The 19,831-nt window shown below is 37.0% G+C and carries 11 protein-coding genes and 1 pseudogene; 7 read left to right on the top strand and 5 right to left on the bottom strand.

The features are described 5' to 3' along the window. Nucleotides 1-11: 11 nt before the first annotated feature. Nucleotides 12-350 (bottom strand): P-II family nitrogen regulator, encoded by a 339-nt coding sequence (locus tag ACFIK0_RS05880; protein ID WP_015856528.1) that lies wholly within the window; start codon nt 348-350, stop codon nt 12-14. A 1,070-nt stretch (nt 351-1,420) separates the two neighbouring features. Continuing rightward, nucleotides 1,421-4,336: an excinuclease ABC subunit UvrA gene (gene uvrA / locus ACFIK0_RS05875; RefSeq protein WP_375663645.1), complete on the bottom strand. Its 2,916-nt coding sequence runs from the start codon at nt 4,334-4,336 to the stop codon at nt 1,421-1,423. Between the two features lie 329 nt (nt 4,337-4,665). Between uvrA and ssb the strand changes: the two genes are divergently transcribed. The 7 genes and pseudogenes from ssb to ACFIK0_RS05840 all read left to right on the top strand — a co-directional run bounded on the left by ssb (nt 4,666) and on the right by ACFIK0_RS05840 (nt 14,905). After that, the gene (ssb, locus tag ACFIK0_RS05870; RefSeq protein ID WP_273791491.1) at nt 4,666-5,172 is read left to right on the top strand and encodes a single-stranded DNA-binding protein; all 507 of its coding nucleotides are present in this window, start codon (nt 4,666-4,668) and stop codon (nt 5,170-5,172) included. 230 nt (nt 5,173-5,402) lie between these two features. After that, on the top strand, nt 5,403-8,186 hold the full coding sequence (gene gyrA / locus ACFIK0_RS05865; protein WP_273791490.1) for a DNA gyrase subunit A: 2,784 nt from the start codon (nt 5,403-5,405) through the stop codon (nt 8,184-8,186). Nucleotides 8,187-8,210: 24 nt separating this feature from the next. After that, nucleotides 8,211-8,730 (top strand): annotated as a pseudogene (gene coaD, locus ACFIK0_RS05860) (pantetheine-phosphate adenylyltransferase). Continuing rightward, nucleotides 8,720-9,313, top strand: coding sequence for a peptidylprolyl isomerase (locus ACFIK0_RS05855; protein WP_375643202.1), 594 nt, complete (start codon nt 8,720-8,722; stop codon nt 9,311-9,313). The pseudogene coaD and the gene ACFIK0_RS05855 overlap by 11 nt, the downstream one beginning before the upstream one ends. An 18-nt stretch (nt 9,314-9,331) precedes the next feature. Continuing rightward, a complete protein-coding gene (locus ACFIK0_RS05850; RefSeq protein ID WP_273791487.1) occupies nt 9,332-9,844 on the top strand; it encodes a peptidylprolyl isomerase in 513 nt (170 codons plus the stop codon). Nucleotides 9,845-11,296: 1,452 nt separating this feature from the next. Then, nucleotides 11,297-12,415, top strand: a complete 1,119-nt coding sequence (gene tgt, locus ACFIK0_RS05845; protein ID WP_375663644.1) for a tRNA guanosine(34) transglycosylase Tgt — start codon at nt 11,297-11,299, stop codon at nt 12,413-12,415. 1,290 nt (nt 12,416-13,705) lie between these two features. Continuing rightward, a complete protein-coding gene (locus ACFIK0_RS05840; RefSeq protein WP_375663643.1) occupies nt 13,706-14,905 on the top strand; it encodes an MFS transporter in 1,200 nt (399 codons plus the stop codon). 42 nt (nt 14,906-14,947) lie between these two features. On the opposite strand, the gene ACFIK0_RS05835 is transcribed toward ACFIK0_RS05840, so the two are convergent. The 3 genes from ACFIK0_RS05835 to ACFIK0_RS05825 all read right to left on the bottom strand — a co-directional run bounded on the left by ACFIK0_RS05835 (nt 14,948) and on the right by ACFIK0_RS05825 (nt 19,660). Further along, the gene (locus ACFIK0_RS05835) at nt 14,948-16,372 is read right to left on the bottom strand and encodes an MFS transporter (protein ID WP_375631314.1); all 1,425 of its coding nucleotides are present in this window, start codon (nt 16,370-16,372) and stop codon (nt 14,948-14,950) included. A gap of 118 nt (nt 16,373-16,490) precedes the next feature. Next, on the bottom strand, nt 16,491-17,705 hold the full coding sequence (locus ACFIK0_RS05830; protein WP_273791677.1) for an NADP-dependent isocitrate dehydrogenase: 1,215 nt from the start codon (nt 17,703-17,705) through the stop codon (nt 16,491-16,493). 917 nt (nt 17,706-18,622) lie between these two features. Then, on the bottom strand, nt 18,623-19,660 hold the full coding sequence (locus tag ACFIK0_RS05825) for a tyrosine-type recombinase/integrase (RefSeq protein ID WP_375663642.1): 1,038 nt from the start codon (nt 19,658-19,660) through the stop codon (nt 18,623-18,625). Nucleotides 19,661-19,831 lie beyond the last annotated feature (171 nt).

The following is a 19,831-nucleotide window of genomic DNA, read 5'->3' as shown; positions in this document are numbered from 1 at the left end:
CTCGTTATTTATTAAAGGGCATCGATACCGGTTTCGTCCGTGCCTATACGAATTGCATCATCAATGGAAAAGACAAATATTTTTCCATCTCCTATATGTTTGGTTTGAGCTGCTTTACGTATTGCATCAACAGTTTGTTCCAGTTTTTCATCGGACACAACAATTTCAATCTTTACTTTAGGTAGAAAGTCAACAACATATTTCGTACCACGATAAAGTTCTGTATGTTCCCTTTGACGACCAAAACCTTTCGCTTCTGTTACTGTAATACCATGTAACCCAATTTTTTGAAGCGCTTCTTTCACTTCATCAAGTTTGAAAGGTTTTATAATGGCTTCAATTTTTTTCATGCTGAAATTATCTCCAACGTTATTTTGTCTTTTTAGACTGCATCACATTATATTGACAACTGTAAGATGTCCAACAGATACTTTGTGCACAAAAAGTCGCAAATAATGACACTCTAAGCTCTTTTAGGAGAGTTTCTTTTGTAGAATACAGCCAAATACTGTTTTTGGGAAAAAAACTTACAATTCTTTTACAAGAATTCAAATTATACAATAAAAGAGTTTTGTTTCTTTTTTTTAGATAACACATTTACTTATAAGGATAATTAGACATTTTCCACATTAAATGAGAAACTCTAATAGCGTAGGATTTTCTCATTTTAGATCTTTTTGTCGTCAATCAATCAAAACAATACCTTTATATATCATAAATAGTACGAGTGTGTGGGTAACAACATTTGAAAAAAGAAATAAAATGTTTTTTATGAAAGCTTTCGATAACTAAAGGCTTTACAATATTAGGGAGTAGGGGAGATAAATATTGGAAAAGAGTGTGATGTTGCTGATTATGCTTCTTCATAAACGTAAAAATGGTGGTGTACAATAAATGAGTTTATCATTATAGCATTCATAGCTGCTGTTGTGAAATGGGCTTGGGAGCATTGAGAAATGTTTCTTTAAAACAGATGTGTGAATTGGCAATGCAAATATATTCCGTTTGGGGCGTTTTGTCCCTTCGTGAGGAATATGATCCCATTAAGGAACGCGATGAATAAAAGCGTGAAGCAATGGCAATCTTCATTATAAGATATTGCCGCGGATTCCTTTGAAATCATAAAGATAAATTAAGAAGTAATGTAAAGATAGGAACTTATTTATACCCTTAAAACTTCGTATTTTTCCCAGTTTAGGCTGTCTGGTCGTTTCAGGTATAAACAAAACAGAGAATAAATATGCAATTATGCGCGCATTCTTATTTGGCAATACTACAACTGAAACAGCTTATAAAGCGCTAAATTGTTTTTAGTCTTTGCTTCAAACGTGTTGCACTACTGGAATTAGGTGTTGGTTTACAGGTAATAATAAAAGTACAGGCTTTGTTAGTATGCTGTATTTTACAATAAAAAGCGTTTCTAAGAATTGGAATTATAGAGAGATGGGCGTAGTAAAACATCTTTTAGAAATTTTCCCGTATAGGAAGCGGGAACCTTAATGATGTCTTCAGGGCGTCCAATTGCAACAATTTCACCACCGCGATCTCCACCTTCTGGTCCTAAATCAATAATCCAGTCGGCTGTCTTTATAACATCAAGGTTATGTTCAATGACTATAACTGTGTTGCCTTGCTCGACTAGTTCGTGAAGCACTTCAAGAAGTTTGGAAATATCATGAAAATGTAAACCTGTTGTCGGTTCATCCAAAATATAGAGTGTACGTCCCGTTGTTTTACGAGAAAGTTCTTTCGCAAGTTTTACACGTTGTGCTTCCCCACCAGAAAGTGTGGTTGCTTGCTGTCCTACTTTTATGTAACCCAATCCTACTTTAATGAGAGTTTCCATTTTATTATGAATAGCGGGAATAGCTTGGAAAAATTCTTCTGCCTTTTCAATTGTCATATCCAAAATATCGGCTATAGACTGTCCTTTGAATTTTATTTCTAGTGTTTCTCGGTTATAGCGTTTTCCTTTACAGACATCGCAAGTAACATAGACATCAGGTAAAAAGTGCATTTCAATTTTGATGACTCCGTCGCCTTGGCATGCTTCGCACCGTCCTCCTTTAACATTAAATGAAAAACGCCCAGCTTTGTAACCGCGGGCTTTTGATTCTGGAAGATCAGCAAACCACTCACGAATCGGTGTAAAAGCACCTGTATAGGTTGCGGGATTAGAGCGTGGGGTGCGTCCAATAGGGGACTGGTTGATATCAATGACTTTATCAAGAAATTCTAATCCTTCAATTTTGTCATAGCTGGCAGGGCTGTGATGAGAGCCCATGATATGATGTGATGCTGCTTTGAAAAGCGTTTCAATAAGAAATGTTGATTTTCCTCCTCCAGAAACACCAGTTATGCATGTGAAGGTTCCAAGAGGAATATTCGCATTGATATTTTTGAGGTTATTGCCTTTGGCGCCAATGACTTTAAGTGTTTTCGTTTTTGATATTTTGCGTCGCTTTGTCGGCATTTTAACAGCCATTTTTCCTGAAAGGTATTGGCCTGTGAGAGAGGCTGAATTTTCTATAATTTCCTGCGGTGTCCCTTGCGCTATGATTTCTCCACCATGAACGCCCGCGGCAGGCCCCATATCGACAACATAGTCTGCTGTGAGAATAGCATCTTCATCATGTTCAACAACAATAACTGTATTGCCAAGATTGCGCAAATGACGCAGCATTTCCAAAAGGCGTTCATTATCGCGTTGGTGTAAACCGATAGATGGTTCATCTAAAATATAAAGAACGCCTGTAAGACCAGAACCAATTTGGGATGCCAACCGAATGCGTTGGCTTTCTCCCCCTGAAAGCGTTCCTGAATTTCGAGACAAGGTAAGATATTCCAATCCTACATGATTTAAAAAAGCCAAGCGTTCACGAATTTCTTTTAAAATACGTACGGCGATATTACGTTGTTTTTCTGTGAGATATTGATGAACATTGGCAAACCAATCATCTGCCTTTAGAATAGAAAGATCTGATATTTGCCCAATATGCATTCCGTTTATTTTTACAGCAAGTGCCTCTGGTTTTAAACGATAACCGTGACAAGCTGGGCAGGGCGAAGAAGACATATAACGTTCGATTTCTTCTCGAGACCAAGCAGAATCGGTTTCTTTCCAGCGTCTCTCCATATTAGGGATGATTCCTTCAAAGGGTTGGGTCATTTTATGCGAACCAGAATTATTTTTATAGATAAAAGAAATTTCATCTCTTTTTGTACCGTAGAGAATAGCCTGTTGTGCTTCACTAGAGAGTTCACACCATTGATCTGTGAGTTTGAAACCGTAAGCTTTTCCTAATGCTTCTAAGGTTTGACTATAATAAAGTGAATCTGATTTAGCCCAAGGAGCAATGGCTCCATTCTTTAGGGTAAGGTTTTTATTTGGCACAATTTTTAGTGGATCCATTGCCTTTTTGATACCCAATCCATCGCAGAGAGGACAGGCCCCAAAAGGATTATTGAACGAAAAAAGGCGTGGTTCAATTTCAGGAATAGAGAAACCCGATACTGGGCAGGAAAACTTTTCTGAAAAAATGAGCCGTTTGTGTGTATCATTTTTTGATTTATGAGCAGATTCCTTTGTTGTTTCTTTTTGTGCTAAGGGTTGGTCTGCCATTTCAGCTATGGCAAGCCCATTTGCTAGCTGTAAACAGGTTTCTATACTATCAGCCAAGCGAGAGGTGATATCCTTCTGTACAACAATGCGGTCTACCACGACATCGATGTCGTGTTTATATTTTTTATCAAGAGGTGGAATATCAGCGATTTCATAGAATTTTCCATCAACTTTAGCGCGTTGAAATCCTCTTTTTAAAAGTTCTGTTAGCTCTTTTTTATATTCTCCCTTTCGTCCTCGCACTAAGGGTGCCATAATAAAAATTCGTGTTCCTTCTGGTAAGGACATAATTTGATCCACCATTTGACTTACTGTCTGGCTTTCAATAGGAAGTCCTGTTGCAGGAGAATGAGGAATACCAATACGTGCAAAGAGAAGACGCATGTAATCGTGGATTTCAGTAACGGTACCTACCGTTGAACGAGGGTTGCGACTGGTTGTTTTTTGTTCAATGGAGATAGCTGGAGAAAGACCGTCTATGCGGTCGACATCGGGTTTTTGCATGACTTCCAAAAATTGGCGTGCATAGGCTGAAAGGCTTTCGACATAGCGACGTTGTCCTTCAGCGTAAATTGTATCAAACGCTAAAGATGATTTCCCTGATCCAGAAAGTCCTGTTATAACAATGAGTTTGTCACGAGGCAGATCAAGATCAATATTTTTAAGGTTATGCTCACGTGCACCGCGAATGGAGATATATTTTTGATGATTCATACTTTATCCTTGGCATATGTGGCAAAAATTGAGCACCTAAAATGGAATAAAACTGTTTTTTTAGAATTACAATGTGTTTAACTGCTTTAATGCAAAAGGAAGGTATAAGTTTTGTGAAAAAAATACAAATGAGCAGCTTTTTATTCTCTCGTGGTGGAATAAACTATGTGTTTTTATCATCTTTTGGTATAATTACACTCAATACAGTATTGAGAAAGGATAGCATACCCATATTGATGGTCAATTGCGACATGTAAATTGAAGGTCAAGATGGTTATAACTGTTATAGAACAGAGTACTTTACGAATTAAAATTTTGGAGTTTATACGATGGCTGGTAGCCTTAATAAAGTTATTTTGATTGGTAATCTTGGTGCCGATCCTGAAATCCGCCGTTTGAATTCTGGTGATCAAGTGGCAAATCTGCGTATTGCTACTTCAGAAAGTTGGCGCGATCGGAATACAAATGAGCGAAAAGAACGCACTGAGTGGCATAGTATTGTTATTTTTAATGAAAACCTTGTCAAAGTTGCAGAGCAATATTTAAAAAAAGGCAGCAAAATTTATATTGAGGGGCAGTTACAGACACGAAAATGGCAAGATCAAAATGGAAATGACCGTTATACAACAGAGATTGTTTTGCAAAAGTACCGTGGCGAATTACAAATGCTTGATGGGCGGGGAGCTGCGAGCGGGGAGCAAGGAGCAAGTCAAGGAGGGAGTTATAGTGGTGGCTTTGCCGATAGTCACTCAAATCAGAGAAATACTTTTGGTCAAAATAATAATCAATTGGGAGAAAGTTTTTCACACAAATTAGATGATGATGTCCCTTTTTAAGAGTCTTTAAATTGCAGTATTATGATCATTTTATGGTTTGCTTGTTTCAGATTTTTGAAGTTTAGCGAAGTGAAAATTGTTAATTATTATTGGTAATTTAAAATATAAATTAATAACATCTTGAAAAATATTGTTAAATTTCTTTTTTGTCATGGGAGAGAAATTAGCATTTTGGTGTATTTTTCGCTATAAATAAAGTGAAATGATTCTTTTTTGAAAGTTTTGAAATTGTGACCGATCTTACTCCACACCCAGAACGTGATGTGCTAACCGGTATTGAACCAATCAGTATTATTGATGAAATGCAACGCTCCTATCTCGATTATGCGATGAGCGTGATTGTTTCACGTGCACTCCCTGATGTCCGTGATGGTCTTAAGCCTGTTCATCGACGTATCCTTCATGCTATGAATGAGATGGGGCTTTCTTTTAATAAGTCGTATCGTAAATCTGCTGGTGTTGTTGGTGAGGTTATGGGGAAATTTCATCCCCATGGTGATGCTTCAATTTACGATGCATTAGTGCGTATGGCGCAGGACTTTTCTTTAAGAAATCCATTAATTGATGGTCAGGGAAATTTTGGTTCCGTTGATGGTGATCCACCTGCGGCCATGCGCTATACTGAGTGTCGTTTAGAAAAAGTTTCAGAAGAACTTTTAGCTGATATTGATAAAGATACTGTTGATTTTCAGGATAATTATGATGGGCGTGAGCGTGAACCGGTTGTCTTGCCAGCGCGTTTTCCCAATCTTTTGGTTAATGGGTCAGGGGGGATTGCTGTGGGAATGGCAACCAATATTCCTCCCCATAATCTTGGTGAAGTCGTTGATGGTTGTATCGCTTTGATTGATAATCCCGATATCACACTCGATAAAATAATTGAAATTATTCCTGGTCCGGATTTTCCTACAGGGGGCATTATCCTCGGACATTCTGGTGTTCGTGCAGCTTATGAAACAGGGCGTGGCTCAATCATTATGCGTGCTAAAGTTGAGATCGAAGAGATTCGCAGTGGTCGACAAGCAATTATTGTGAGTGAGATCCCTTATCAAGTTAATAAGGCAACGATGATTGAGAAAATGGCCGAATTGGTGCGCGATAAACGCATTGAAGGAATCTCTGATTTGCGTGACGAATCTGATCGTGATGGATATCGGGTCGTTATTGAGCTGAAGAAAGATGTTGTTGCGGAAGTTGTTTTAAACCAATTATATCGGTATACGCCGCTGCAAACTTCCTTTGGTTGTAATATGGTTGCTTTGAATGGGGGAAAACCCGAACAGATGACGTTGCTTGATATGCTTCGTGCATTTGTTTCTTTTCGGGAAGAAGTTGTCAGTCGGCGAACAAAATATCTTTTGCGTAAAGCGCGTGAGCGAGCACATGTTTTGGTTGGTCTTGCCCTTGCTGTTGCCAATATTGATGAAATTATAGCGCTTATTCGCAAAGCTCCTGATCCGCAGACAGCACGTGCACAGTTAATGGAGCGACGCTGGCCAGCGATGGATGTTGCGCCTTTGATTAAACTTATTGATGATCCTCGTCATATTATTCATGAGGATGGTACTTATAATCTCTCTGAAGAACAGGCGCGTGCTATTTTAGAATTGCGTTTGCAACGATTGACAGCCCTTGGGCGTGATGAAATTGCTGATGAATTGAATAAAATTGGCGTGGATATCGCTGACTATCTTGAGATCTTGGCATCACGCGTGCGGATTATGTGTATTGTTAAGGATGAGTTGAGTGCTCTTCGTGAGGAGTTTGCAACGCCGCGACGTACCGTATTTGGCTTTGGTAGCGCTGAGATGGAGAGTGAAGATCTGATCGCGCCAGAGGATATGGTGGTAACGGTAAGCCATAGTGGTTATATTAAGCGTGTGCCTCTTAATACCTATCGTGCACAGCGACGTGGTGGTAAGGGGCGTTCTGGTATGTCCACGAAGGATGAGGATTTTGTAACGCGGTTGTTTGTTGCCAATACGCATACTCCGGTTCTTTTCTTTTCATCACGTGGGATTGTTTATAAGGAAAAAGTTTGGCGACTGCCGCTGGGGACACCCCAATCGCGTGGGCGGGCTTTGATCAATATGCTTCCCTTACAACAAGGTGAGCGTATTACAACGATTATGCCTTTGCCTGAAGATGAAGCGAGCTGGAGTGCATTAGATATTATGTTTGCGACAACACGTGGAACTGTGCGTCGTAATAAATTATCAGATTTCGTTCAGGTTAATCGTAATGGTAAAATTGCGATGAAACTTGATGAAGAAGATGAAATTCTTTCTGTTGAAACCTGTACAGAACATGATGATGTTGTTCTAACAACAGCCAATGGACAATGTATCCGTTTTCCAGTTGTTGATGTTCGGGTCTTTGCTGGGCGTAATTCTGTGGGAGTTCGTGGTATCAATTTAGCTAAAGGCGATAAAGTCATTTCGATGACAATTTTAGAGCATGTCGAGGCGACGTCCATTGAGCGTTCTGCTTATATTAAACGTGTAATGAATGAACGGCGTGCTTCTGGTGCAGATGCTGATGTTGAAGATGTTATAACTCTTGATGAAGAAGATGGGGGTGCTGAAACAGAGTTAACAGATGAACGTTATGCAGAACTTCATGCACGTGAACAAATGCTTTTGACAGTGAGTGAGTTTGGTTATGGTAAACGTTCTTCTTCCTATGAGTTCCGGATTTCGGGACGTGGCGGAAAGGGGATTCGCGCAACAGATCCATCTAAAACAGCTGAAATTGGTAAATTAGTAGCGGCTTTTCCGGTGAAGGCGCAAGATCAAATTATGTTGGTATCAGATGGGGGGCAGCTTATTCGTGTCCCTGTTGAGGGAATTCGTACTGCTGGGCGCTCAACTAAGGGAGTCACAATTTTTAATACAGCCAAAGGTGAAAGAGTCGTATCGGTTGAACGTATTTCTGAACCTGAAGATGATACGAGTTCATTAGATGATGAAGGTGAGAAGCATTCTGATACAGTTGATATGAGCGAAGAAAAATAATTTTTAAGAGGAAGGAGTAAAGTCATGAAAATTGCTCTTTACGCGGGTTCTTTTGATCCTCTTACAAATGGTCATCTTGATGTTTTGAAAGGGTGTTTTGTGTTAGCTGATAAGGTGGTCGTCGCTATAGGGATACAGGCTGACAAAAAAACACTTTTTAGCTTCGAAGAGCGTGTTGATTTCATTACGCAGGTCGGGAAAGACTTGTTTGGTGCAGATTCTAATCGATTGCAGGTTCTTTCATTTAGCAACCTTCTCATTGAGAAGGCGCGTGAAGTTGGTGCTTCATTTCTCATTCGTGGATTGCGTGATGGTACTGATCTTGATTATGAAATGCAAATGGCCGGGATGAATGGCGTTATGGCTCCTGAATTGCAAACTGTTTTTTTGCCGGCAAGTGTTTCTGGGCGTGCGATAACTTCTACATTGGTACGCCAAATTGCCTCTATGGGAGGTGATGTGACACCATTTGTACCGCCCAATGTTGCACAAGCTTTGAGCTCGAAATTCCAATCTTTTAGGGGAGAATAATTGTGTCTCGTAGAATTTTTGCTGTTTTGATATGTGTGTTTTGTTTTTTTTCATTGTCCGCTGTCGCTGGTAATCCTAGACCAGCAAGCGATGCAAGCCTTCTTGTTTTATCTCTCAAAGATGGTGATGTCATTATTCGTCTGTGTCCTGATTTGGCGCCAAAACATGTTGCGCAAATCAAAAGATTAACAGAGGAGGGGGCCTATAATAATGTTGTGTTTCATCGCGTTATTCCTAATTTCATGGCACAAACTGGTGATGTAGAATTTGGAAAAAAAGGCAGTAGAGATTTTGATTTGAAACGCGTTGGTATGGGTGGCTCAAATTATCCCAATATACCGGCAGAGTTTTCAAAGCAGCCGTTTAAGCGTGGTACAGTTGGGATGGCACGGTCACAAGATCCGGATTCCGCGAATTCTCAATTCTTCATTTGTTTTGATGATGCTGCTTTTTTAAACGGTCAGTATACGGTTGTTGGAGAGGTTATAAAGGGGATGGATGTTGTTGATAAAATAAAAAAAGGTACGACAAGTAATAATGGATCTGTAAAAAATCCTGATGTTATTAATGCTGCTACTTTACAAGTTGAGAAATGAATCAAGGGAGCTTTCCATATGGCAGAGAATAAAAATCCAGAAAATACTTTAATTCTTGAAACAACAAAGGGCAGAGTTGTTATTGAGCTTTTTGCTGATTTAGCACCTTGTCATGTTGCACGTATTAAAGAATTGGTACGTGAAGGTGCTTATGATAATGTTATTTTCCATCGCGTTATTGATGGTTTTATGGCGCAAACAGGGGATGTGCAATTTGGAAAGAAGGATAGTGAAAAATTCAATTTATCACGTGCGGGTATGGGGGGGGCAGAAAAACCAAATTTAACAGCAGAGTTTTCAAATCTTTCTCATAAGCGTGGTACAGTTTCTATGGCACGGAGTCAGAATCCAAATTCTGCTAACTCTCAGTTTTTTATTTGTTTTGCAGATGCTCCGTGGCTTGATCGTCAATATTCCATATGGGGGCAGGTTGTTGAAGGTATGGAAAATGTTGATAAAATTAAACGTGGTGAACCTGTTTCAGATCCAGATTCAATTACCAAAGCCATTATTGCTGCGGATGCAAAATAGTATAAACTATACTGATTTTAATTGTAAGTTTCTAAGAAAAAAATACTCTTTTCTGATCAATAAAGGCACACAAAACTCTTTTGTAGTATCACGCTTACCTTTTATAATTTCGAGCTAAGCATTGTCCATATATTTCCTTCAATCGGATCTTCCTTAAGAATATAACGCAAAGGATTTGTACAAACACTTGTCAGAATAAGAAAACGCAAAGTCTGTTGTATTATGGTTGTTGTTTGGCAAAGTGTTTTATAAAAAATTTGGCAGTTCTCTTCCATCCATTGTCGGTCTTAATAGTTTTATGATGTTACTTTCCTGAGAGAGCGTGTGCTTTTGTTTCTGCTTGTAAATCAACATCCAATCCTAATGCAGAAGCATGTTTGAAACACATATTAAGACGGATAAAAGCTTTACTCGCTCATCCAGTTTTCTTAGCAAGGTGGAAAACCAGCATTTATATATATATTGGCGTAATCTTTAAAATAAGAAGACAGTTTAATCTTAGAAGAATATAATAAAGGCGCAGAAGTGAAATAAATGGCTAGTCTTGCCATCTCCTTTTTAATTCAACTTTACTTTTTTAAGTATCTAACGCAATATCTTTTAAATAATGAAGATTATGTATGGACTTACGCTTTTATTTTTCTCGTTTTTTTATAGAGGAACGCTCCAAACGGAATACACTTGTGTTGCATATTTACGTGTTTTTTTAAGAAGCATTTCTCAGTACATATCAACATTCACTTCCACGATGACATTCATGGCATGTATAGTTTTAAAGCTATAAATAGTATAAAATATTATGCACCACCATCTTTAAAGCTTGTGAAGGAGCAAACGGGTACCATCATACGCTTTTTCAGCCTCTAATGTTACGATAGAGCTTTTGGTATTTGAGAATCTTTACAAAAAGCATTTTTAGTTTTTTAAAGTATTTTTATTTACACGTTAATTTCTTTTGTGAATTATCTCCAATGCCAAGAGCTATCTCAATATTGTGAGTGGATAAATGATTATGTTCATTTGCACTTTTATTAAGCGTGAGGATCGCTGTGCTCAGTAGATGAAAAATTTTTATCTGTAAAAGTTAAAGAATATTGTGAGCTGTACAATGCGTTCAAAATTTTCTTTTATGGGTACAAAGTTACTGCTTATGGAAGTATGTGAAGATGAAATTATTGTGATAATAATTTTGCAGTTCTGTTAAGGATAAGCGTAGGTATTTTGAGGTATGATATTATAAGGATTTTACTATTTTTCTAGAGTTAGATTATCACTTTTATTATGGTGATTTCTTAACAAGAAATGTTCTTTTATCTCGTTTAATTTTTGATGCTGGTTACAATATTGAGCGAATCAAAAATTAATTCATAAAGCTTATGACAATGCGCGTAAGGGGATATCTTTTTTCTTTCTATAGAGATATGCATTGATGGAATCAAAAAGACGAGAGTTATGATAAAGACATTTCATTATAGAAAAATTGCTCAAGATGGGTATGCACGTCGAGGAGAAATTATAACGGGGCGAGGATGTGTTCGTACACCCGCATTTATGCCTGTTGGGACGGCAGGAACTGTTAAGGCTATGTATATGGATCAAATTCGTGATCTTGGTGCAGATATCATTTTGGGGAATACTTATCATTTAATGTTACGTCCAGGAGCTGAACGTGTTGCGCGTTTGGGAGGATTACATGAATTTTCACGCTGGAGCGGACCTATTTTAACCGATTCTGGTGGCTTTCAGGTTATGTCATTGGCGGGAATCCGTAAAATTACTGAACAAGGTGTGATTTTTCGCTCTTACATTAATGGAGCTTACTATGAAATGAGTCCAGAGCGTTCTATCGAAATTCAAGGACTTCTTGGTGCGGATATCCAGATGCAGTTGGATCAATGTATTGCATTACCAGCAACTGAAAAAGAAATGGAAGAAGCTATGGAACTTTCATTGCGGTGGGCGCTGCGTTGTAAAACAGCTTTTGGAGATCAGCCAGATAAAGCATTGTTTGGGATTGTTCAAGGTGGTGATAATATGAAACTGCGTGAACGTTCTGCTCAAGCATTAAAAGAAATGGATTTAAAAGGTTACGCTATTGGAGGGCTTGCTGTTGGTGAGCCGCAGAGTGTTATGACAGCAGTATTGGATACTACTTGTCCGATTTTACCAGAGGATAAACCACGCTATCTTATGGGAGTAGGGACACCTGATGATATTTTACAAAGTGTTGCACGTGGTGTTGATATGTTTGATTGTGTTATGCCAACGCGTGCAGGACGTCATGGTTTAGCTTTTACCCGCTTTGGTAGAATTAATTTGCGTAATGCGCGTTATGCAGAAGATCCACATCCTCTTGATCCACAGTCACTTTGTCCAGCAGCACATGATTATAGTTGTGCTTATTTGCATCATTTGATCAAATCTGGTGAATCTCTTGCGGGGATGTTGTTGACTTGGAATAATCTTTTTTATTATCAACAACTTATGCAGGGAATTCGTGATGCCATTGAGGAAGGCTGTTATGCTGATTTTTGCGCTGAAACGCGTGCTCTATGGGCACAAGGACGCTAAAATATTAATCGTAATATAGCGCCTCATTTTTTTATTGAATTTATTCTCGCACTTACAAATTTAGTTAAAAATATGAAATCAGAAACATCTTCCAAAATTATAAAATTTCACTATCTTAAAATATAACAGTGCGGTTTTATAAGGGCACATATTCTGTTTCTAATTACTATATAAAAACAGAAACTGTTACTCCGGTACGCGCTACCTGATCCGGAGAAAAACAGTTTTTCTGTTTATGATGACTGTTTACAGCAACAATGTTAATGAGGCGTTAGCGAACTCTTAAAGAAGTATGAAAATTGTATTTTTATGAGATATTTTGTGTTTTTTATTATTAAAGGTAAAGAATGGATTATATACAATCGAACAGATAAATTTTTAGAAAATTAAAATAAAACTAAAATAATATTACATATTTAAAATGTTATAATTTTATATTGTTGTTATTTTTATATATTAATATAAATATTATTTACAGAGATTTATATAATATTATTAATATTGTAAAACTAAAAATCTATAGTTTTAATGTAATAAAAATTAAATATTAATCACAATAATTATCATATATTATAAAATATCAATATATATATTGAAACAAAACTTATTATATTTGTTTTCTGCTTTGTTTATAGAATTTATCTGAAAATAATCATAATATATTTACGTGAATATTTTAATTTACAGATAGTGAGTTAGATATCTGATGCGATTCCTCTGTGAGGGAGGGGGAAAGATGCCTAAAAGAGGATATTTAATAAATCTAGAAACCAAGCACTATTATCATGAGAATTTTTAAAAGACTCTATAATAATTTATAAGAATGGCCTAAAGTTAAAATTATAGCTTATCGATTTGGGGGATCTGCATTTAGGTAGCAAAAATAAAGCAACAATAATTGGGGGAGAAGTTTTATCTTTGTATCAAGATAATGATGAGATATTGTTCACTTGTTTGAAATGCATTATTCAGCAAATTTTAGAATTATTTATAGGGTATAGTATATCGTTGTTAAAGTTTTCACTGTAAAATTTCAACGGCTGAAAAGAGGAGACAAAGTTTATTATCTGGTAGATCTGATAGAAATAGGTGAATACGTCTATGATCTTGAGGTTTTCAAAGATTTTCCATTAAAGAATCTTACTTAAAACTCCATAAAATGCTTTATATATAAAAATATTTCTAAAACTTTATTGGGGACTATTGGGCATGCGTATAACAATGTTTTGAATTTTTGTTTGTGTGTATTACAGATATTTACAGTTAAAACTCCTATCCAGAAGTGATGATATGAGGGATTCTTATCAACAAAAGGTTCTTGCATTGGGAATTGATTCGAGGATACGACGTTTAATAATTTTAGCTCTTGCCGTGGGCAGTTTTGCTATTGGTACTGCAGAGTTTGTTGCAATGGGGCTACTGCCAGAGATGGCACGAAGTTCCTATGTTGATATTCCTACCGCTGGTCAATATATTTCTGCTTATGCATTAGGAGTTGTGATTGGAGCACCTCTTTTAGCTGTGGCAACAGCTCAGGTATCACGCAAAACTGTTTTGATAGGCTTGATGCTTTTTTATGCCTTAGCAAATATTGCTAGTGCCTTTGTTTCTGATTTTAGCATATTAGTAGTATTACGCTTTCTCAGTGGACTTCCCCATGGAATCTATTTTGGACTTGCGGCTATGGTTGCCTCTTCAATGGTAGAAATGAAAGAACGTTCTAAAGCTGTTGGATATGTTATGCTTGGCTTAACAATTGCAACCGTTTTGGGAGCACCCAGTGCTACTTGGATTGGTCAACTTATTGGTTGGCAGATTGCTTTTGTCCTTGTGGGGATGATCGCTTTATTATGTTGTTTGCTTATTTGGAATTTTTTTCCTTGTGATTCAAGTTTTCCAAAAACGAATCCTTTGCAAGAAATGGGTGCATTAAAGCAAAAGCAGGTGTGGCTTCTTTTGTTGATGGTGTCGGTGGGAGCGTCAGGATTATTTTCTGTTTTCACTTATATCAAGCCAACATTAATGCATATTTCTGGTGTTTCACTTGAGTTGGTACCATTTATTATGCCGTTAGTTGGATTGGGAATGGTGGTAGGAAATCTCTTGGGGCCTAAATTAGCCGTTAAAATTGGTATTTCGCCGATGATATTTTTTTCTATGCTTTGGAGCGTATTTGTTTTTTTTCTTTTTTTCTTTTTATCCTATGCTCCGTTAACAGCGGCAATAGGATGCTTTTTTGTTGGAACTTCTTTTGCTGCTATGCCTTCTATACAAACAAAAATTATGGATGTTGCACTACAGGGACAGATTTTGGCAGGAGCATTAATGCAGTCTGCTTTTAATATTGCCAACGCTCTTGGTGCAGAATCTGGAGCATTAGTTTTAAAATTGGGTTATAGTTATGAATATACAGCTGTTTTAGGAAGTGTTCTAACTTTGTGTGGATTAATGGTTTTTTGCGTCTCATGGTATATGGAGAAGCATGCTTAATGTTTTTCATTTTTAAAATGAAGAAGGTATTTTTATATTTATTTAATTATTGGAATGTCCTGTTGGATTTTTTAACATGCAGTAAGAAATGCGCAGCGCTAATGGAATAGCAAAACAAAATAAAAAACCAATGAGCACTACAAGAAGAGTTTTTGCTGCTAAGATCATTCCTATTGTTCCTCCAGGATTAAAGAGTCCGGCAAGATTGGTGATAACTCCGGCTAGAGTTGCACTCAATGCAGCTGAAAATAGTTGTACGGAGGTAAGGGATTCACTGGCACGGAGAGCATCTTCATCATTTGTACATTGTAAAATTCGTGTGAGCAAATGTGGCCATGCTATGCCTGCACTGATTCCAATAGAAAATAGTGCTAAGCAAATAATAAAAATATATTCAAGCGTGGAAACTTCTGTTGGTATGAGCCATAAAAGAATCGCTATGCCTAACAGTTTTAATAGGGGCGAGTATATAATGATGTTGCGAATTTTTTTTGTGGAGACAGCAGCACTTGAGAGGGCTCCACACGTCCACCCTAGGCTCATAAGTGTTGCTATATAACCGGCTATAAGTGGAGCTTGTCCATGAAGTTCTTGAAGAAAAAGTGGTAAATAAAGTTCTATACTGTACACGACTGTTGTCATAACGAGTATTAATGCGTAAACAGGAAAAATTTCAGAAGAGAAAGAAAAGGATTTGCGCGGCAACATAGGATGAAAGCTATATGATTCGATTTTTGCTAAAACAAAGAGAAGACTAAGTCCGATAACTAATCCGCAAATTTTTGCCATTGTTGTGTCCATAGCTCCTCCAACAGAGATGATAAAAATCAATAAGGTGAGTGTGAGAAGCTGGAGAAGAGGGAGGGGGGATGTTGGAACATAGTTTTCATTCTTTTTGGGTAAAATTTTAAAGGCTATGAGTGAGAAGAATATAGCTAATGCGCCAATGATCCAAAAGGATGCTCTCCATAGGCCATAATATACAGAAATTCCTCCGATTGCTGGTCCTAACAAGGTTGATATTCCCCACATTCCAGAGATAACACTTAATGCGTGTGACCATAAAGATGGGCTGAAAACAATACGTACCATGGAATAGGATAGAGATAACAAAGAACCACTTCCCAATCCTTGAATAAAGCGTCCTATTAAAAATAATGGCATAGATGAAGAAATGCTGCACAGGAAAGTGCCTAGGGTAAAGATAAGACCAGAGATAACATAAGCGTTGCGAGGACCTAATTTCCCTAATATTTTTGTTGCAAGTGAAGTACCAAGGAGTGAAGCTGTAATAAAGACAGTCGCCACCCAAGAATAATATTCATTGCCAATATGATTTATAAGGGAAGGTAAAATAGTAATAACAATATAAACATTGGTAGCGTGTAATATAACACCACCTGTAAACGTTAAAAAGCAAAGACCATTTTTACCCAATAAAAGCTCAGACCAGCTCTGTTGTTTCACTGTTTTTTGCTATTTAATAAAAATTTATCCTCTTTTTACTTATAAGGTACTTCTTTGAATTTGCCAAGAGAAATTCAAAGCTCTGTTTAGAGCTTTGAATTTTAATTTAATTAATAACTTAATTGCCCATTGCTTTTTTGAGATTCTCATCAATTTTATCGAGGAAACCTGTTGTAGAAAGCCATTTTTGTTTAGGCCCAATCAAAAGTGCGAGATCTTTAGTCATAAAACCTTCTTCGACGGTTTTAATACAAACTTCTTCCAATGTCGTGGAAAAGTTTTTTAATTTCTCATTGTTATCTAGTTTAGCACGGTGCGCCAGTCCACGTGTCCATGCGAAAATAGATGCAATAGAATTTGTTGATGTTTCTTCGCCTCTTTGATGCTGACGGTAATGGCGTGTTACGGTGCCGTGTGCAGCCTCTGCTTCAACAATTTTACCATCAGGTGTCATGAGAACAGAAGTCATGAGACCAAGAGAACCAAAGCCTTGGGCAACAATATCAGATTGGACATCACCATCATAGTTTTTACATGCCCATACGTATCCACCTGACCACTTTAATGCAGAAGCAACCATATCATCAATAAGACGGTGTTCGTAATATAATTTACGGTTTTCAAATTCAGTTTTAAATTCCATATCGAATATTTCTTGAAAGATATCTTTAAAACGACCATCGTAAGCTTTTAGAATGGTATTTTTTGTTGAAAGATAAACTGGAACATTCCGTTGTAGTCCATAATTAAAGGATGCGCGGGCAAAATCACGAATTGACTCATCAAGGTTATACATAGCCATGGCAACCCCTGCGCTTGGAGCATCAAAAACATCATGTTCAATAACTTGATTGTCATCACCTACAAATTTAATACTTAATTTCCCTTTTCCTGGAAATTTAAAATCTGTTGCCTTGTATTGATCGCCAAAAGCGTGACGTCCTATAATAATTGGCTTTGTCCAGTTAGGAATAAGGCGAGGGACATTTTTACAGATAATGGGTTCGCGAAAAATGACTCCTCCTAAAATATTGCGGATTGTACCATTAGGTGATTTCCACATTTTTTTTAGTTTAAATTCTTTAACGCGTGCCTCATCAGGTGTGATGGTTGCGCATTTTATACCAACCCCATATTCTTTTATAGCATTGGCAGAATCGATTGTTACTTGATCATTGGTTGCATCACGATTTTCGACGGAAAGATCATAATACTTTAGATCAATGTCGAGGTAGGGATGGATTAATTTATCTTTGATATATTTCCAGATGATGCGGGTCATCTCATCCCCATCAAGTTCAACAACGGGGTTTTCTACTTTGATCTTTACCATTAGAAATCCTTTTTCTTTTAAGCGATACTACTTATATAACACTTTCAACTTTATAATGAAAAGTAAAAACAAGGGAAAAAAGCATTCAAATATGAGCTTTTAGAATATATTATCAATAGAGTGTAAAATTTTGTTGGAGGGTTTAATCCTTGAAAAGAAGTGATGTGTTTATAAATCTATAAGTATTCTATGATTGATGAAGAATCTGTTTAATAGATAAGGTAGTTAGATCACCGAGGGACGGGGATTATGCGTTTTTATTATCAGAGATTCCATTTAATAAATTGATCGTATTCTGAATTATAGTTTCTTGATTTGTTGTGTGAGGTGAATAAGCATCTATTTTTTATATTGCTATTTCAACTCTAAGATTACGGTTTGTTTATTTATAAAAAGTTTAATGTGATAACAAAGGCACTGTAATTAGAAATGCTTCATATAAAATGCGTTTGGGATAAACTTCAGTTTTGAAGGTTGGAAAAAACGTATAAATGATGTGGCTGGTTTAATTTAAAAATTAACAGCATACGCAAGAATATGACTTATAAAATTACCGTATCGCGAGCTAGAATACTATAATTCTTATATTTTATAGATTCTTATTGTTATAACTGTGCGCAGTAAAGCACTATCCTCGAAATGCAACAAAGAAATTAATCACCTAATGATTCTTGTATCCTTTTTACAAAGAGATTCCTTTTAATTTACGAAGAAATTCCTTTTAAAATCTTGTTCTCTCGTTTTTATTTATGCATCCCTCATTTTTAAAAACACAAATAAAATGAATATATTACACATAGAAAAAAGGAGGATGGTACGCCCAAGGGGCGGGTATAGAGTAAATAAAATCAAAGAATTATATAGAATATAAGGGAATTAATGAATTTTGATTCTATTACGTTTTTTTGTCTCTGCCCCTAACTTTTTTGGAGCTTTTTTATAGCTTCAAGAGCTAGTCTTTTACGATCTGCACTCTTTGTATAAAGGGATGCCATCTGATCTTCTGTCCAGCCAAAAATTGCTTTCAATTGTGATACTGTTGCTCCAGAATTAGCTGCACGTGTTGCGGCTAATTTTCTTAATCCATGCGCCGATTTTTTAATTCCAGCCGCATTACAAGCGTCTCTAAATCCATTCCCAAAGCTTTCTTTGGTGAATTTTTGATTCACTTTACTACAGATAAATGTTTCTTCTCCAATAGGACCAGTTTCAAGCGTTTTAGCTAATTCCGGTAAAATAGGTAGAAAGACATCTGTTTGGAATTTACTTTTCTCTGTCTTGAGATGAATAATATTGTCTTTGACATCTTTCCAGCCAATTCGTACCGCATCACCACGACGCAAGCCCGTATATAAAAGAACATCAATCCAGACACGTTCATGGGTACCATGATGCCATCTTTGATAATATTTTTCGACATCTTCTTCTGTCCAAACAGGAAATCCCTCTTTGTTTTTGAGGGGGGGTCTTTTTATTCCTAAAGCTGGATTATTTTCCAAAAGACCTTGATCAATCGCCCAATTAAAAAGTCCATTAAGGGCTTTCAGAAAATTTCTAGCCATTGCTGGTGTTTCTTTACGCCGTTCAACACCGGCTATGATATGTTTCTTTTCAATTGCTTGGTATGGAATGTTTCCTATGGTATCACATACCGTCATAAGAATGAGTTCTTTTTGTTTTTGGGTGACTTTAGAAAGGCTATGCCAATTGGAGCTGTTAAAATACTGTTTAAGGAGCCATGCGAATGAACCTTCGACTAGCTTACCAGTTTTTGATTTAGGAAGTATAAGCCCTTGTAACTCGGCAAGTGCGCTTTTGTAGTTATCAACAAACTCTTGCGTTCCATAGGTGCCGCGTATTCTAATACGTGGTCCATGACCAATACGTGCATACCATATAATTTTACCATGACGTGTGACTTCTTTGACAAGATGAGGAGGACGTGGTTTTGGCATGGTATTTTACATCTTAGAGAGTGCGGTTTCGTAATATTCATTCTTTGACAAGTCTAAAAGTTTGTCTGGGTGGTTAACTGAATTTGGTATTGGGATATCGGATTTAAGATAGATAAGCAGTTCCCCTGTAGGTTTGATTTCTACGAGTTCACAACCTTGTTTTTTAGCTTC

The sequence above is a fragment of the Bartonella sp. CL63NXGY genome, from assembly GCF_042194905.1.
Taxonomy (GTDB): Bacteria; Pseudomonadota; Alphaproteobacteria; order Rhizobiales; family Rhizobiaceae; genus Bartonella.
This window is presented reverse-complemented; position numbering and strand designations above follow the sequence as displayed.

Excerpts from the sequence above, each read along its gene's own strand:
- ssb (WP_273791491.1), top strand. The coding sequence starts at position 4,666 with ATGGCTGGTAGCCTTAATAAAGTTATTTTGATTGGTAATCTTGGTGCC.
- ACFIK0_RS05840 (WP_375663643.1), top strand. The coding sequence starts at position 13,706 with ATGAGGGATTCTTATCAACAAAAGGTTCTTGCATTGGGAATTGATTCG.
- tgt (WP_375663644.1), top strand. The coding sequence starts at position 11,297 with ATGATAAAGACATTTCATTATAGAAAAATTGCTCAAGATGGGTATGCA.
- ACFIK0_RS05830 (WP_273791677.1), bottom strand. The coding sequence starts at position 17,705 with ATGGTAAAGATCAAAGTAGAAAACCCCGTTGTTGAACTTGATGGGGAT.
- ACFIK0_RS05825 (WP_375663642.1), bottom strand. The coding sequence starts at position 19,660 with ATGCCAAAACCACGTCCTCCTCATCTTGTCAAAGAAGTCACACGTCAT.
- uvrA (WP_375663645.1), bottom strand. The coding sequence starts at position 4,336 with ATGAATCATCAAAAATATATCTCCATTCGCGGTGCACGTGAGCATAAC.
- ACFIK0_RS05850 (WP_273791487.1), top strand. The coding sequence starts at position 9,332 with ATGGCAGAGAATAAAAATCCAGAAAATACTTTAATTCTTGAAACAACA.
- ACFIK0_RS05880 (WP_015856528.1), bottom strand. The coding sequence starts at position 350 with ATGAAAAAAATTGAAGCCATTATAAAACCTTTCAAACTTGATGAAGTG.